Annotated in this window: 15 protein-coding genes and 1 pseudogene; 10 read left to right on the top strand and 6 right to left on the bottom strand. The window is 63.1% G+C overall.

Annotation, left to right across the window (positions count from 1 at the left end; all coding sequences use genetic code 11):
* The first annotated feature begins 7 nt into the window (after window positions 1-7).
* The 4 genes from ADIAG_RS20135 to ADIAG_RS08380 all read left to right on the top strand — a co-directional run bounded on the left by ADIAG_RS20135 (window position 8) and on the right by ADIAG_RS08380 (window position 2,559).
* Complete coding sequence (locus ADIAG_RS20135; protein ID WP_051059878.1) at window positions 8-712, top strand: hypothetical protein; 705 nt, start codon at window positions 8-10, stop codon at window positions 710-712.
* 181 nt (window positions 713-893) lie between these two features.
* On the top strand, window positions 894-1,115 hold the full coding sequence (locus ADIAG_RS08390) for a heavy-metal-associated domain-containing protein (RefSeq protein ID WP_007270918.1): 222 nt from the start codon (window positions 894-896) through the stop codon (window positions 1,113-1,115).
* 135 nt (window positions 1,116-1,250) lie between these two features.
* Window positions 1,251-1,946, top strand: a complete 696-nt coding sequence (locus ADIAG_RS08385) for a Crp/Fnr family transcriptional regulator (protein ID WP_007270917.1) — start codon at window positions 1,251-1,253, stop codon at window positions 1,944-1,946.
* A 58-nt stretch (window positions 1,947-2,004) separates the two neighbouring features.
* On the top strand, window positions 2,005-2,559 hold the full coding sequence (locus ADIAG_RS08380; protein WP_043474115.1) for an HAD-IC family P-type ATPase: 555 nt from the start codon (window positions 2,005-2,007) through the stop codon (window positions 2,557-2,559).
* A gap of 167 nt (window positions 2,560-2,726) precedes the next feature.
* Here ADIAG_RS08380 and ADIAG_RS08375 read toward each other — a convergent pair whose 3' ends face one another.
* Complete coding sequence (locus tag ADIAG_RS08375; protein WP_007270915.1) at window positions 2,727-3,158, bottom strand: DoxX family protein; 432 nt, start codon at window positions 3,156-3,158, stop codon at window positions 2,727-2,729.
* A gap of 245 nt (window positions 3,159-3,403) precedes the next feature.
* On the opposite strand from ADIAG_RS08375, the gene ADIAG_RS08370 reads away from it, so the two are divergent.
* Complete coding sequence (locus ADIAG_RS08370) at window positions 3,404-4,198, top strand: polysaccharide deacetylase family protein (protein ID WP_007270914.1); 795 nt, start codon at window positions 3,404-3,406, stop codon at window positions 4,196-4,198.
* A gap of 74 nt (window positions 4,199-4,272) precedes the next feature.
* Here ADIAG_RS08370 and ADIAG_RS08365 read toward each other — a convergent pair whose 3' ends face one another.
* The 3 genes from ADIAG_RS08365 to ADIAG_RS08355 all read right to left on the bottom strand — a co-directional run bounded on the left by ADIAG_RS08365 (window position 4,273) and on the right by ADIAG_RS08355 (window position 6,947).
* Window positions 4,273-4,551 carry an SHOCT domain-containing protein gene (locus tag ADIAG_RS08365; RefSeq protein WP_043474269.1) on the bottom strand — a complete coding sequence of 93 codons (279 nt, stop codon included), beginning with the start codon at window positions 4,549-4,551 and terminating at the stop codon, window positions 4,273-4,275.
* Window positions 4,552-4,737: 186 nt separating this feature from the next.
* On the bottom strand, window positions 4,738-5,496 hold the full coding sequence (locus tag ADIAG_RS08360; RefSeq protein WP_007270912.1) for an amino acid ABC transporter ATP-binding protein: 759 nt from the start codon (window positions 5,494-5,496) through the stop codon (window positions 4,738-4,740).
* Window positions 5,493-6,947 (bottom strand): amino acid ABC transporter substrate-binding protein/permease, encoded by a 1,455-nt coding sequence (locus ADIAG_RS08355; protein WP_007270911.1) that lies wholly within the window; start codon window positions 6,945-6,947, stop codon window positions 5,493-5,495. Before ADIAG_RS08355 ends, ADIAG_RS08360 begins: the two co-directional genes overlap by 4 nt.
* Window positions 6,948-7,212: 265 nt before the next feature.
* Here ADIAG_RS08355 and ADIAG_RS20870 point away from each other — a divergent pair.
* The 3 genes and pseudogenes from ADIAG_RS20870 to ADIAG_RS20120 all read left to right on the top strand — a co-directional run.
* Window positions 7,213-8,184, top strand: a pseudogene (locus tag ADIAG_RS20870) (alkaline phosphatase D family protein); the annotation flags it as partial.
* Window positions 8,185-8,362: 178 nt separating this feature from the next.
* Entirely contained in the window at window positions 8,363-10,525 is a 2,163-nt protein-coding gene (locus tag ADIAG_RS08345; RefSeq protein WP_007270908.1) for a S9 family peptidase, read from the top strand.
* Window positions 10,522-11,598, top strand: coding sequence for a GNAT family N-acetyltransferase (locus ADIAG_RS20120; protein ID WP_007270907.1), 1,077 nt, complete (start codon window positions 10,522-10,524; stop codon window positions 11,596-11,598). The genes ADIAG_RS08345 and ADIAG_RS20120 overlap by 4 nt, the downstream gene beginning before the upstream one ends.
* A 51-nt stretch (window positions 11,599-11,649) precedes the next feature.
* Here the strand turns inward: ADIAG_RS20120 and ADIAG_RS08335 are convergent, their stop codons facing one another.
* Window positions 11,650-12,051: a ClpX C4-type zinc finger protein gene (locus ADIAG_RS08335; protein ID WP_007270906.1), complete on the bottom strand. Its 402-nt coding sequence runs from the start codon at window positions 12,049-12,051 to the stop codon at window positions 11,650-11,652.
* Window positions 12,052-12,162: 111 nt separating this feature from the next.
* On the opposite strand from ADIAG_RS08335, the gene ADIAG_RS08330 reads away from it, so the two are divergent.
* A complete protein-coding gene (locus tag ADIAG_RS08330) occupies window positions 12,163-13,434 on the top strand; it encodes an MFS transporter (protein ID WP_007270905.1) in 1,272 nt (423 codons plus the stop codon).
* Window positions 13,435-13,492: 58 nt separating this feature from the next.
* Here the strand turns inward: ADIAG_RS08330 and ADIAG_RS08325 are convergent, their stop codons facing one another.
* Window positions 13,493-13,852 carry a hypothetical protein gene (locus tag ADIAG_RS08325; protein ID WP_007270904.1) on the bottom strand — a complete coding sequence of 120 codons (360 nt, stop codon included), beginning with the start codon at window positions 13,850-13,852 and terminating at the stop codon, window positions 13,493-13,495.
* Between the two features lie 261 nt (window positions 13,853-14,113).
* Between ADIAG_RS08325 and paaI the strand changes: the two genes are divergently transcribed.
* The gene (gene paaI / locus ADIAG_RS08320) at window positions 14,114-14,554 is read left to right on the top strand and encodes a hydroxyphenylacetyl-CoA thioesterase PaaI (RefSeq protein ID WP_007270903.1); all 441 of its coding nucleotides are present in this window, start codon (window positions 14,114-14,116) and stop codon (window positions 14,552-14,554) included.
* Window positions 14,555-14,569: the final 15 nt, after the last annotated feature.

The raw sequence follows: 14,569 nt of genomic DNA, 5'->3' as shown, positions 1-14,569 counted from the left end.
GAAAACGATGAACGAGAAAAAGTGGCTCGACACATTCACTCTCGAGCTCAGGTTGCGCGAGGTGCGCGGAGAGGCAATCGGCGACGCCGTTGCTTCAGTGAAGGAACTGCTTGCCGACTCCGGACAGGACCCGCTCATCGCTTTCGGGCCACCACGGGAATACGCCGAGGGTCTCGAGCTGCCACTGGTCAAAGATGCAGGACGCACCTCGATCGGTGCCATTCTTCCGCCTGTTATTTCGCTCCTGGCGCTGCTGGCCATGGTTCCGGCGGTGTGGGCGTATTTCTCCGGCACGGGACTCGGCTACTCACTACCCCAGGTCCTGCTGATGCTGATCCCGATCCTGGCGGTTGCGACGCTTCCCGTGTACATCAACCATGTGGCCCGCCGCCCAGTGATGCTTTTTCTGGTGTGGGGTGTCGTCACGGCAGCGGCGGTGCTGGCATCCTTCCTGGCCCCCGGTGCTGGGACAGAACCATGGATTCGCGCCGACCCGTTGCTGGTCGGCAACGTCTCCCTCGCGGTCTTGATCCTGGCCACCGCTTGGGGTCTCGCCGAGGCCCTTCGCACACCGGATGACCCGATCATCGACCCGTTGAACGAACCGCAACGTCGCTCAAGAATGCCGCACCGCATCGCGGCGGTGGTGCCGTCGTTGCTGACGCCATTCGCAGCAGCAACGACCATCGCAACCGCCTGGCTCACCGCCTGAAAGTCCCCTTCGGTGGCGGTGGCAGCGGTGTTGCCACCGGACGGGTGACTAATACATATCGTGGTTCATCGACCCCTGAGCTCATTTTACGGCTGCCTTGATCCAGGCCAAGGCACCCGGGAAGGAAAAACGATGTACTGCTGGAACCATCAGCCATCGGATATGAAAGCGTGAACCCGCCATGGCGACAGTTAAGATCGAAACCGAACCGTTCGCATGCCCCTCCTGCATCAAGAAGACCGAGGGTGTTGTCGGCAAGCTGCCGGGGGTGGAGAGCACCCAGGGGATGTTCAATTCCAACAAGATCAAGGTCAGCTACGACGATGAATTGGTGAAAGCCGAAGACATTGACAAGACCATTTCCGACCTGGGCTACCCGGTGCTGTCCCCCAAGGTTTCATGATCTTCCACCAGAGCGGACAACCGGGAACGTGACTTTCCGCGCTCCACGCCGCGAGGACGCCGGGCATCGGACTTTCGCCGGTACCCGGCGTCACCAAGCCCCCTGGACACCGGTTTTGCTGGTTAGATAAGTGCCATGCAGCAACTTCCAAACCATCCCCGGGGTGAAAACGCGCTGGCGCAACTCGTGGCGCGCGTCCCGCTCTTCGCCCAGCTCTCGGAATCCGAGCTGAGCGAAGTTGCTCGGAGGGTCACCCACCGCAGCCACCCGCGCAACATCCAGCTCTACGGGGCAGGCGAACACAATGCCAGCCTGATGATCATCCATTCCGGACTGGTGAAGATCTACCGAATCACCGCGGCGGGCCACGAACAAGTCATCCGTATCCTTGGTCCGGGCGACTTCCTGGGCGAATCGACGTTCGTCGACCGCACCGCCGCCGACCACTTTGCGGTGACACTGGAGCCGGCGGATATCTGCGCACTGCACCACGACGACCTACAGTCCTACCTGTTGTCCTTCCCCGGCGTGGCAATGAAGATGTTTGAAACCCTGACTCGGCGATTGGCCGAAACCGAACACCAGCTCAGTTCCGTAGCCGGGGACGACGCAGACCACCGGGTCGCTGCCTACCTGCTGCAGGTTGCTCCCGCGGCCGGAACTGGCATGTTCAGACTCCCGATCTCCAAGAAGGACATCGCTTCCCTGCTCGGTCTGACACCCGAGACGTTCAGCCGAAAACTCGCATACTTTGAGGGGTCGGGGTGGATCCTCCTGCATCCGGGACGGGATCTTGAAATCCGGGACAGGACCGCGCTCTCACACTTGTAGACCACCCTGCCCCGAGGCACCGGCCGGACTTTGCCGGTGTAATGATCCGTACGGAGGGTTGGCTACAAGGCCGATCCAGATCCGGCCCGAGGCCGCTGTTGCCATTGCGGCCCTACGAACCCGCGGAATCAAGGAGATCATGATGCTCACCGGCGATAACCGGCACACCGTCGCTCTGGTGGGCAAGCAACCAGGACTCGACGCGGTGCACGCCGAACTCATGCCGGTGGACAAGGTGAGAATCGTTCAGGAACCCAAGGACGCCGGGCACCGAGTTGCCATGATCGGGGACGGAATCAACGACGCCCCCGCCATTGCCACAGAGGATGTCGGCATGGCCATGGGTGCGGGAACGGACGTGTCGATCCAGACCGCGGATGAGATGAGCAATCGCTTCGACCAGCTAGTGCACTCGCTCGCGCTGGCCAAGGCCACGGTACGAAACATGAAGCAAAACACTGTGATTGCAGTCGGAACCGTGGTCATGCTGCTGACCGGTGTGCTGTTCCAGAAGGTGTTTATGTCAACGGGGATGCTGATTCATGAGATCAGCGTGCTGGTGGTCATTCTCAACGCGGTCCCTCTGGTGAGGTACAGGGACAAGACCGCCTAGGCCATCGGCACCCACCCGCTATTGGCGGTACCCGCGCATCCATCCAGCGATCACGGCCACCAACTGCTGAATTCCAGGAAGTAGCTTTCGGCACTGAATACATATGTACCCGCGGGCACCGGATTCTTCCGGTGGCCGCGGATAGACATCACTTTTGCCCCTCAGTGCTACGCGGCGATGCGGCCCGGGATGAACCGGTCCATGGAGATGCGCCCCGATCCCAGCAGGGCGATGGCTGCGGCTCCTGCACCAAGTGCCAACCCCAGTTCAAAGCCCCCGACCTCAATGAAGACACCGGCCGCGGCGTGGATCATAAACAATGCTCCGAGCATGTTCACTGTCAGTAGGACGGCAAAAATGCGGGTCAGGACACCGAGGACCAGTGCGATGCCGCCCGCAATCTCTAGCGTGGCCACCACCGGGGCAACAATTCCGGCCGCGGGGACACCCATCTGACCGAAGGCCGCGGTGGTGCCGTCCAGTGTCAACTGGAAGTACTTCTGCCATCCGTGGGCGGCGAAAAGGAAGCCAATCACCACGCGCAGCATCGTTTGGGCGGCGGTGGTCAGGGCTGGGCTCTTTGTTACGGTTTCCATCATGTAATCTTTGGGTCGTGTCGGTGTGCCCACTGACGCTTGTGCCATTGGGGTGCGGGGCCGATCCACTCGTCCTCCGCCAAGGAACCACGATTCCACATATTTGGTTGTAGCTTCATGTTCAGCGATACCTCTTTCATATTCTTCCCCGCTCGGTTGGTTCGTACAGGTCTCGTTTCGCTCACATCGTGAGCGAAACGCACCCCACATCAAGGAACTTCGCAGGTTCGCCCGGGAGCATGGTCACCATGTCTTCCCGCTCCGTCGCATGTCGTTTACTCGCTGCCCTGACACTTACCGCCACCCTCGCCAGCTGCGGCGCCCCACTGAGCGAAAAATGGACCGGGTATGCCGGGGGTCCGATAGCAGGCAGCCAAGCACCTTCGAATCCGGAGGCCTCCCCCGTCGAGAAGGCCGAGCCGAAACGGCCCAACTGTGCCAAGGTCAAATGCGTCGCACTGACCTTCGACGACGGCCCCGGAAGCTACACGGAGTCGCTGCTTGACGTGCTCGATGAACACGACGCTAGGGCAACGTTCTTCCTCATTGGCAAGAACGTCTCCAAGAACCCCGGGAGCGCGCGTGACGAATTGGCCCGCGGGCACGAAATCGGCAACCACACCTACTCACACCAGGACCTGACCAAGCTGTCCGTGGCTGCGGGTGAACGCGAGCTGCGCAAAACCGATGAAGCCATCAAGAAAGCCACCGGCGAGTCCTCGACGTTGGTCCGCCCGCCCTACGGCGCCATGCCCAAGAACCTGAAGAAGTCATTGAAGGTTCCGGTGGCACTGTGGAGCGTGGACACGTTGGACTGGCAGACCCGCGACACCAAGAAGACCATCAGGGCCGCCGAAGACATCAAGCCCGGATCCATCGTGTTGATGCATGACATCCATGCCTCCACCATCGAGGCCGTGCCGAAGATCCTTGAAGATCTCGCCGCCAAAGATTACCACTTCGTCACCGTCACCGAGCTGATCGGCAACCCGAAGCCGGGGATCGGATACGGCACCGGTCAGGCCCCCAAAGCCAAGGGCTAGGAGGGCACAAGCAACAGTGCCGCACATGGCTCAAAAGCGATGATTCAGCCGAACTCCGTGGCCACACGGCGATGCTAGAGGGCCAGGATCTTGGTCTTCTCGCCCTGGAATTCCTCTTCGGTCAGGACGCCGGCAACCCGCAGCTCACCGAGCTGCTTGAGCTGGACCAGTTTGTGGTCCGTGGCGTCCATTGAGGAAGGCTGGGATGGTCCGGCCAAGGGTGTCGCCGCGACCACGGGCGGGGCAGCCGCCAACGCATCTTCCGCGGCGAATCGTTGCTGTTGTCTGCGCTGGACGCGGCCTACCACCGAACCAGCCACTGCTGCCCGTCCTGCAGTCCTGAAAAGCCCCAAGTTACTCGCCTCTTTCACACCATGCCCGACGGTTGTTTCCAACAATACTGCTCATTTCGCCGGAAGGCACCGGAGAAAAAGCATTGATTCTAAGCATTGCTCCCAGACCCGGCCCAAAAGCAACGGCGGCACCGTTCCGAGGCTTGCTGCCACGGGACGGTGCCGCCATGATGGAGATGCCGAGTACTAGAGCACCTTGGAGAGGAATTCCTTGGTGCGTTCCTGCTGCGGGTTGCCAAAGAGCTCGGCCGGCGGGCCTGATTCACAGACCACGCCTGCATCCATGAAGATCACGCGGTCCCCGATTTCCTTGGCGAATCCCATCTCGTGGGTCACCAGGACCATGGTCATACCCTCGTCCGCCAAATCGCGGATGACCTGAAGCACCTCGCCGACCATTTCCGGGTCAAGTGCGCTGGTGGCCTCATCGAAGAGCATGATCCCCGGGTTCATGGCCAACGCACGGGCGATGGCCACACGCTGCTTCTGACCTCCAGATAGGGCCGCCGGGCGGGCGTCGGCCTTCTCCTTCAGACCCACCCGCTCCAACAGCTTCAGCGCCTGCTGGCGGGCCTCGGCCTTGGAGGCCTTCTTTAGCTCCACCGGGGCGAGCATGATGTTCTCCACCACCGACATGTGCGGGAAGAGGTTGAAGTGCTGGAACACCATGCCCACGTGACGGCGGACCTCGTTGATGTCGACCTTCGGATCGGTGACATCGAAGCCGTCAACGATGACGTGGCCGGCGGAGATTTCCTCGAGTTTGTTCAAGCAGCGCAGCAGCGTGGACTTGCCCGAGCCCGAGGGCCCGATTACGCAGACGACCTCGCCCTCGGCAACTTCGGCGTCGATGCCCTTGAGCACCTCATTGGTGCCGAAGGACTTGCGCAGTCCCTTGACCGAGATCTTGGCGGGTTTCTGTGTTTCAACTGGTGAGGCACTCACTTGTTGAACCTCCTATCGGCGTAGTTGGCCAGCTTGGTCAGGGCCATGATGGCAATGAAGTAGATGAAGCCGACGATGACCAGGGTCTCGGTGACCCGGAAGTTCGCCGCGTAAATCTGCTGACCCTGGTAGAGCAATTCACCAAAGCCGATGGCCAGCAGCAATGAGGAGTCCTTGAGCATGATGATCAGCTGGTTGATCAACGAAGGAGTCATCATCTTGAAGGCCTGTGGAACCACGACCTTCTGCATCGACTTGCCGTAGCCCAGACCCAGGGAGCGCGATGCCTCGAGTTGGCCCGGGTCCACGGACTGGATGGCCCCGCGCACGATCTCGGCCACATAGGCTGCGGAGTTCAGCGACAGTGTCAGCACGCCGGCAACCCAGATGCTCACGTCCCATCCGGTGAGCTGAGGCAAACCGAAGTAGAACATGAAGGCCCACAGCAGCAGCGGGGTACCGCGGAAGATGTTCACGAAGGTCGTGGAAATGCCCCGCACCACGATGTTCCTCGAGAGTTTCATGAACCCGGCCAACAGGCCCAGTGCCATGGCTACGGCAAAGGAGATGGCCGTAACCAGCAGCGTGTTTTTCAGGCCGCTCATCAGCGCGGGGAACGACTTGGCCAAGAGGTCCACAAAAGTGGTCGGGACCGCTGCTGTCGGATCGGCCAGGTACGAATCCAGGATTTTGTCGTAGCCGCCGTCGGCCTTCAGCGTGGCCAGCCCGTCGTTGAACGCGGCGAGCAGGGCGGTGTTCTTGCCCTTGTTCACGGCAAACCCATAGGAGCCACCGGGCACCTTGTCGGACACGGTCTTCAGCCCGTTGTTCTGGGCCACGCCGTAAGCCAGCACCGGGTAGTCGTCAAAGACCGCCACCGCGGACCCGGCCTTCACCGATTCATACATGGTCGCCGACTGGTCAAGCGCCTTGACGGAGAAACCATATTCCTCGGCGATGGACTTGGCGTAGGTTTCGCCCTCGGAACCGGTCTTGGCGACCACGGTCTTGCCGGCAAGGTCTTCGTAGCCCTTGATGTCGTCGTCGTCCTTGGCGACGGCCATCTGGATCCCGGATTCGAAGTAGGGCTCGGAGAAGTCGTAGACCGCTTTGCGCTCATCGGTGATCGACATGCCGGCAATCACGCCGTCGACCTGGTTAGAGGTCAGTGCCTGCAAGGCGGCGTTGAATCCCAGGGACCGGATTTCGACGTTGAAGCCCTGGTCCTCGGCAATGGCACGGACCAGGTCCATGTCGATGCCGGTCAGCTCCCCGTCCTTACGAAACTCGAAGGGAGCGAAGGTAGTGTCGGTGCCGATGACAAAGGTCTTGCCCTCCACACCGTTGTCGGCCGGCTGCGCCATCGCCGCGCCGGCACCGCCGAAGAGAAGGAACATACCCAAAATGGCGGCAATCACCGCCCGGGGCCAGGTCCGCAGACCTCGAGTCATTCTGGACGTCTGCAAAAGTCGTTCATCTCCTTGGGTACAGGTTCCGCCGTCATGGTGTGAGGACGCTAACACGGCTTATATCTTAGATGCTGGCAGTGGCCCGAAGCACCATCCACGCGGGGAATTCACCGCTTTGGTGCGGCATTGTGATACGTGGCAGGTGATCAGGGGCCGATTGCCTCGTTCATTCGGCGAGCGCGGACCGCCGGGCAGGAAATAACCATCCGTCCAACTTCCCGTTTCCTCGATGCTGTGATCTGGTCCCATGGAACATTCCTCGCCGCTGCCCGACCGTCGTTCACTGCTCAAGGGAGCCGCAGCGTTCTCCGCGCTGGGTTTCACCACGCTGGCCGGGCCAGCCGCCACCGCAGCACCGCGTCCATTCGCGGTACCGCTGGCCGCCAGCCGGTTGACCTTGCCCTCGGGCATCTCCACCGGGGATGTCTCCAGCAACTCCGCGGTCCTGTGGTCCAGGGCCTCCGGGCCGGGCCGCCTGCATGCGATCCTGCGTGCCGCCGACGAGCACGGGACCAAGCTCACCGGCCGATTCGCTCGGACGGTGCGGCTGGCCGGGTCCCGAGCGCACTCCGGCACCGATTTCACCGCGAAGATCAACGCCCGCGGGTTGCCCGCGGGCACGCGTTGTGAGTAGGAGCTGTTCTTCGAGGACGAGTCGGGGCGGCGCAGCCAAAGCGGGGAGGGCTCCTTCAGCACCGCCCCGGCCCGGGGCAAGGGGCGCCACCAGCACGGCGCGGGCCAAAGCTTCCTCTGGACCGCCGATACCGCGGGCCAAGGCTATGGCATCAACCAGGACATCGGTGGGATGCGCGGCTATGCGGCCATGGCGGCAACCACACCGGATTTCTTCCTGCACTCCGGGGACACCATCTACGCCGACGGGCCGATCGAGGCGAGGCTGGCCGAGCCCGATGGCACCAGCTGGCGCAACCTGGTCACCGAGGAGGTCTCCAAGGTCGCCGAGACCCTTAAGGAGTACCGCGGGCGTCACCGCTACAACATGATGGATCAGAACGTGCGTGCCATGTATGCCCACGTCCCGGTGATCGCACCATGGGACGACCATGAGACAGTCAACAACGGGTATCCCGGGGAGGTCCTGGACGATCCGCGCTACACGGTGCGCGATGTGCACACCCTGGCCGTCCGTGGCCGTCGGGCCTGGCAGGAATACATGCCGCCTCTCCGCGCTCGGGCGAACACCAGTACTTCGGCCATGTGGATCTCGCAGGCGACGGCTCGGAGTTCACCCTCAGGCTCATCAACGCCAACGGAGCGGTGCAATAGACCCGGGCGCTGAGCCCGCAGCGCTGATCCGGCGCCTGAGGCACCAAGGTTTTGTCCGCGTTGGGCGAAGCCATGGGTCCATTGGGCCGCTAGTCGGATTGAATGGAACCATGAGCCACGCCGAGCACGCCCCCATTGCACCGCAGACCCCCAAGATCCCCACCGTTCGCTCCTTCCACGGAGATGACTTCGTGGATAACTACGAATGGTTGCGGGCCAAGGACAACCCCGAGGTACGCTCCCACCTGGAGGCGGAGAACGCCTACGCCGATGTCGTGACGGCCGACCAGGGCCCGCTGCGCGAGACGATCTTCAACGAGATCAAGGCACGCACCGTGGAAACCGACCTTTCGGTCCCGGCCCGCAAGCGCGGCTGGTGGTACTTCACGCGCACCGCCGAGGGTTCGCAGTACGCCATCCACTCCCGCGTCGCTGCCACCGACACCGCGGATTTGGCCGCGGACTGGACCCCGCCGGCCATCGAGGCCGGTGTCGCGATCGACGGCGAGCAGATCCTGCTGGACGGCAACCAGGAGGCCGAAGGCAAACCCTTCTTCTCCCTGGGCGGCATGGCCGTGAGCGAAGACGGCAACCTGCTGGCCTATGCCCAGGACAACGCCGGCGATGAACGCTTCACCCTGCGCATCAAGGACCTCAGAACCGGGGAGCTGCTGCCCGACGAAATCGAAAACGTGTTCTACGGGCTGGTGTTTTCCCCCGACGGAACCCGCGTCTTCTACACCGTCGTTGATGACTCCTGGCGCCCCCACCAGATCAAGGCGCACACCCTGGGCACCGACCCGGCCACCGATACGGTGATTTTCCAGGAGGACGATGCCGGCATGTGGCTGGGCTTCGACCTCTCGGCGGACCGCACCGAACTGCTGATCTCCATCGGCAACTCCGAATACTCCGAGACCCTGTCCCTGGACTTGCTCGACGCACAGGGAATCCCCCGCATGCTGGTGGCCCGCGAACACCGCATCCTGCACTCCGTGGACCCCGTCATCCTCGACTCCGGGCGTGCTTACGTCATTACGCACGATCGCGAGGCGCTAAACAACATGGTCTCGCTGCTGCGCGCCGACCAGATCGACCTGCCCTACGCGCAACAGCGCTGGGAGACGGTCATTGAGCACCGCGACACCGTCAAGATCGAGGGCACCGCAGCCACCGCCACCCACCTTCTCATCGCGGTACGCAAGGACACCACCGAACGCATCCAAATCCTCCCGCTGGCAGGGCTGGGCACCGCAGCACAGCAGGAAGCCGTGGAACCGGCCTTCGACGAGGAGCTCTACACCGCCTCGCTGGCCAACGCCGAGCTCGAAGCGCCCATGATCCGGCTGACCTACACCTCGGACTTCACCCCGGCGCGGGTCTATGACTACACGCTGGCCGATGGCACCCTCACGCTGCGCAAGCAGACACCGGTGAACAACTACGACCCGGAGAAGTACCGTGCCACCCGTGAGTGGGCCACCGCCGAAGATGGCACCAAGATCCCGTTGACCATCCTGCGCCGTGCCGATGTCAGCAACGATGCCCCCAACCCCGTGCTGGTCTACGGGTACGGCAGCTACGAGGCCTCCATGGACCCGGGCTTCGGCATCCCGCGGCTCTCGCTGCTGGATCGCGGCGTCGTCTTTGTCATCGCCCACGTGCGCGGCGGCGGTGAAATGGGCCGGGCGTGGTACCTGGATGGGAAAAAGCTGACCAAGAAGAACACCTTCACCGACTTCGTGGACGCCACCAAACACCTGATCGACACCGGTTGGGCCGATCCTGCACGCATCGTGGCGCTGGGCGGGTCCGCCGGCGGACTGCTCATGGGTGCGGTGGCGAACCTCGCCCCGCAGCTCTATGCCGGAATCATCGCCCAGGTCCCCTTTGTCGACGCGCTGACCTCCATCCTGGATCCGGAGCTGCCGCTTTCGGCGCTGGAATGGGAGGAATGGGGCAACCCGATCGAGGATGCTCAGGTGTACGACTACATGAAGTCCTACAGTCCCTATGAGAACGTCGCGGCCCTGCCCTACCCGAAGATCGCCGCGGTCACCTCGCTCAACGACACCCGGGTGCTCTATGTGGAGCCGGCCAAATGGGTCGCGAAGTTGCGTGAGGAAACCACCGGCAGCGCACCGATCGTGATGAAAATCGAGATGGATGGCGGACACGGCGGGGCCTCGGGCCGCTACGAGGGTTGGAAGACCCGCGCCTGGGACTACGCCTTCGCCCTTGACACCCTGGGATTGAACCCGGCGGACGGATGAACACTCCGGTCATCGCCCGGGCACAGGTCCGGAAGCTCGGGGATGACCCGAGCTTCCGGGCCCTGCTCACCGCGGCCTCCGATGCCACCTCAGCGGCGCTCGAAACCCTGATTGCCGGCATCACCGGCATGGGGCTGCTGGTGGTCCATGATGCCGCAGGGAAGACCGGTGCCCTGGCCGTGTACCGGCGCCTTGATGCTTTCGCGGTGGAAATCGAGTACGTGGCCGTCGCCTCGGCGCTGCGACACCAGGGGGTGGCCACCGCGCTGGTGCAGCGCATCCAGGCCGACGAGTCAGCCATGGTCATCGCGCGTACCGACGACGACGCCATCGGGTTCTACGCCGCCGCCGGCTTCCACATCAGCGACTCCCCGCACGATTCCCGCTGGCCCGGACGCGACCGCTACCTGTGCGTGCTTGACCATCTTCCGCTGCTGCGCTCCCCCTTGACCGATGACGGGGAGGTCGAATGGATCCATGGCATCCCGGAACCCGCACCGCTGCGTATTGTCCCCGCTTCTCCACGCTGGGGCAGGGATTTTGAGGTGCTCGCCGGAACCTTGCGTGGCGCGCTCGGGGGCGGCGCGCTTGCCATCGAGCATCTGGGGTCAACCTCCGTGCCGGGATTGAGCGCCAAGGACGTCATCGATGTGGTGCTCACGCTCGAGGACCCAGGCGCCGAGCAGGACTACGTTCCTCAGCTCGAGGCCGCGGGATTCGAATTCAGATTGCGCGAACACCAGTGGTACGGCCACCGTTTGTTTGTGGCCGCACCCGGTTCGGGGCTGCCGGTGGCCAACATCCATGTTTTTGCCCCGGGCTGCCCGGAGACCTCCCGCATGATGAGGTTCCGCGATTGGCTGCGCAGCCACCGGGCGGATCGCGACGCCTATGCGCGCATCAAACGTGCCTCCGCCGCAAGGACCAACGAGCGTGGCAACGGGGCCGGGAGAGTTATAGACTACAACCGAGACAAGGAGCCGTTTATCGCGGAGCTCTACGCCCGGATCCTGCGGGAACCGCGGCTCGAATCACCAGGTGCAGGGTCTACGGTGCAATCCTCAACAGCCTGAAGCCGTCCAGGGATCAACCCGGGCGGTGTGTTCAACCGGGCAACGGGATATTTAGTTCCCGGTGGTTTCGGTCGCGGGACCAGAAGCTGGATCTTGCCCGCGCGGAGCCTGTCTGAACCTTTCCCAGGCCGATTGCCGGGTCATCGCCAGCGCTTCGCCCACCCGGGCCCAGCTAGCACCCTTGTCGCGGGCGATCTCGACCCAAGAGGTCAGCCGCTGCTCGACCTGCGCGGCCACCGCGGAAATGCGCGGGAGGAGTTCTAAGACCTGTTCCTGGGTCATCTCGACCCAGGGCTCTGAAGCGACCCCTCCGGCATGCAGGCAGACGCAGTTTTCGGTGCAGTCGGCGCAGATGGCGACGCCGGGCCCGTAGGCCAGCTTGCCGCAGGCTTCCCTGGATCGCCCGCAAAAGCTGCATTCGCCGGTTTCTGCCATCTTCTCGGCCGGGTTCATCGTCGTCCTCTTTCGCTCACGCCACCACACTACGTGATGCGCATGGTTGTGATGTCAGGCGTAACCTGACATCATGTCAGGAATTACCTGACACACCGAGAGGCGCCACCAGTGAACCCCGCAGAAGCACCAGCCCTGCCCATCCCCCGGAAGACGCCAGCGGCCTTCCGGCGGTTCTTGGCCTCTAACGCCTTTGAATCGATCGCCGACAACTCCGTGCGGACCCTGCTGCCGGTGATCGCCGTTTCAGCCTTGGGCGCGGGAACGGCGGAGATCGGGGTCCTGAACGCTTTGGGGCTCGGCGCCTTCCTCGTGTTCGGGTTACCGATCGGTGGGCTGGTGGACAGGCTGCCGAAGCTGGGAGTGATGCGAGCGGCGGACCTTGTCAGGGCGGTGGCAGTCCTGGCGGTGCCCGGCCTCTTCCTGTTGGATGCCCTGGCCCTGTGGCAGGTGTTGCTGGCAGCGGCATTGCTCGGCATCGCCGATGTCTTTTTCACCTCCGCCACCGGGGCCTGGCTGCCCACAGTGGTGGGCACCGAGGAACTGGGGATCGCCTATGCCAGGCTCCAACGTGTCTCCACCTTGGCCTCGGTCGGCAGCCCCGCGGTCGCGACCACCCTGCTGAAGGTCCTCGCCGCCCCACTGGTCCTGGCCCTAGCCGGGATCGGTTATCTGTTTTCCGCACTGCTGCTGCCGCGCTTCGCTGGAGACGACCCGGCCCCGGATTCGGATCCGAGGCCCCGCTTCTGGTCTTCGATCGCTCAGGGCATATCCCTGGCCGTGCACCATCCGGCGCTGCGTGCGCTATTGCTCTCCAATATACTGCTCAATGCCGCGGTGATGCTCGGCAACTCGGTACTCGCTGTCTACGTGATCTCCTCCTTGGGCTATTCCGTCGCAGCATTCACCATGATCGGAACGCTGTCGGCCCTCGGGGGTCTGCTGGCTTCGATCATCGCGCCTCGCTTGCTGGGTCGCTGGGGCATCGGGCGGCTGAAGATCGCAGCATCGCTGGGCTGCGTTCCCGCCGTAGGGGTCCTCGCCTTGGCCCAGCATCTGCCGGGCCCCGTCCTGGGCTGGGTGGCCGCGCAGTCGTTGATATGGTCCTGCATGTTGGTACTGGCTACCGTGGCCGGTGCCGGGGTGGTTCCGCAGCTCTGCGCCCCGTCGAAGCTGGCCACGGTGATGGCCGCACACCGCTTCTTCACCCTCGGGGTCATGCCCGTAGCCAGCTTGGCGGGAGGATTGGCCGCGGTGCACCTCGGAATCACCCCGATCCTCTGGACCTGGGCAGCGCTGGCTGGGCTTTCGGCCTTGCCCATCCTTTTATCCCCGCTGCGCAGCTGGCATCTTGGTCCCGAGCCTCATGGAACCAACACTTAGGGCCCCAGCCTCCACAGACGCCTGCTGGCGACTGCGGATGACAGGAGGTCAGAATCGGTCACCCTTCCTGGTGATGCAACCGTTCCGAAACATCAATGCTGGGCTTCATAGCCAGGAATGTGGCCACCAAGGCGATGCCCCCACCGATCCATGCGGTCAGGCCCGGCACGTTGGCTCCGGCAAAATAGTCCAGCCACGGCAAAATGATCGCCAAGATGGAAGCCAAGACCTGCCCCACCTCGATCCCGTAGAGGTTGGGCCCCGCCAGATTGACCACGCCGGCCAGAAACAAGAGCGCCCCGGAGGTGATCAACAGCGGCTCCGAACTGCCGATGCTTTCCGACCATAGGGGCGTCAAGGCCATGACCAGCCCGACGATGACCACCGCCCAATCTTCCCAACGCCTGAATCTACGCATTTGCCACTCAACTCCCATGGGTTTTTCCGCTTGTTCCACCTTCAAGTCTTGCCCCACCCACTCCCTGCGGGTAGGGCTTTCGTCCCGTGGACTGGTGACACGCGGCTGCTGCGGCGGCGAACGTCGTTGGACACTCCGCCCGCCGGCGCCGATCATGACTCAATGTCGCCCGAAATCCGGGAACTCCACCCTCTCGTCTTGACTTATCTCACATTTCAGGATTACCTAATGATCGTTCGGTAAATAACTGAGAGGTACTCCATGAGCGAGATTGACGTCGATGCACCGCTGATGCATCCCATCTTGGAAAACGACTTTGCGGCCAAGTGGTTGGGCATCGAGGTGCTGAAGGTCGCCGACGGCCACGCCACAATCTCGATGGAACTGCGCCAAGAAATGCTCAACGGCTTCGGCATCGCCCATGGCGGGATGGTCTTCGCCCTGGCCGACACCGCGTTCGCTATGTCCTGCAACCCGCACACGGGCTCGGCGGACACCATCACCGTGGCAGCCGGAGTCGACATCAACTTCCTCAAGCCAGGCATCCCCGGCCGCACCCTGACCGCGGTGGCCAACCGCCGGCAGCAAACCGGACGCAGCGGCATCTACGACATCCAGGTCCTCCAGTCGGTCCCCGACGCCGAGGACGAGGTGCTGGCCGAGTTCCGTGGCCGCTCACGCACCATCCCCAAACGGCCCTGATCCACCACCACGTTT

Origin of the sequence: Paeniglutamicibacter gangotriensis Lz1y (assembly GCF_000348945.1) — a bacterium.
Taxonomy (GTDB): Bacteria; Actinomycetota; Actinomycetes; order Actinomycetales; family Micrococcaceae; genus Paeniglutamicibacter; species Paeniglutamicibacter gangotriensis.
The sequence above is the reverse complement of the archived record's forward strand: the minus strand, read 5'-3'. Positions and strand labels throughout refer to the sequence as shown.

Bases quoted from the DNA above. Each gene is read 5' to 3' on its own strand.
- ADIAG_RS20120 (WP_007270907.1), top strand. From the start codon at position 10,522: ATGAACACTCCGGTCATCGCCCGGGCACAGGTCCGGAAGCTCGGGGAT.
- ADIAG_RS08370 (WP_007270914.1), top strand. From the start codon at position 3,404: ATGTCTTCCCGCTCCGTCGCATGTCGTTTACTCGCTGCCCTGACACTT.
- paaI (WP_007270903.1), top strand. From the start codon at position 14,114: ATGAGCGAGATTGACGTCGATGCACCGCTGATGCATCCCATCTTGGAA.
- ADIAG_RS20135 (WP_051059878.1), top strand. From the start codon at position 8: ATGAACGAGAAAAAGTGGCTCGACACATTCACTCTCGAGCTCAGGTTG.
- ADIAG_RS08375 (WP_007270915.1), bottom strand. From the start codon at position 3,158: ATGATGGAAACCGTAACAAAGAGCCCAGCCCTGACCACCGCCGCCCAA.
- ADIAG_RS08325 (WP_007270904.1), bottom strand. From the start codon at position 13,852: ATGCGTAGATTCAGGCGTTGGGAAGATTGGGCGGTGGTCATCGTCGGG.
- ADIAG_RS08355 (WP_007270911.1), bottom strand. From the start codon at position 6,947: ATGACTCGAGGTCTGCGGACCTGGCCCCGGGCGGTGATTGCCGCCATT.
- ADIAG_RS08385 (WP_007270917.1), top strand. From the start codon at position 1,251: ATGCAGCAACTTCCAAACCATCCCCGGGGTGAAAACGCGCTGGCGCAA.
- ADIAG_RS08335 (WP_007270906.1), bottom strand. From the start codon at position 12,051: ATGAACCCGGCCGAGAAGATGGCAGAAACCGGCGAATGCAGCTTTTGC.
- ADIAG_RS08390 (WP_007270918.1), top strand. From the start codon at position 894: ATGGCGACAGTTAAGATCGAAACCGAACCGTTCGCATGCCCCTCCTGC.
- ADIAG_RS08345 (WP_007270908.1), top strand. From the start codon at position 8,363: ATGAGCCACGCCGAGCACGCCCCCATTGCACCGCAGACCCCCAAGATC.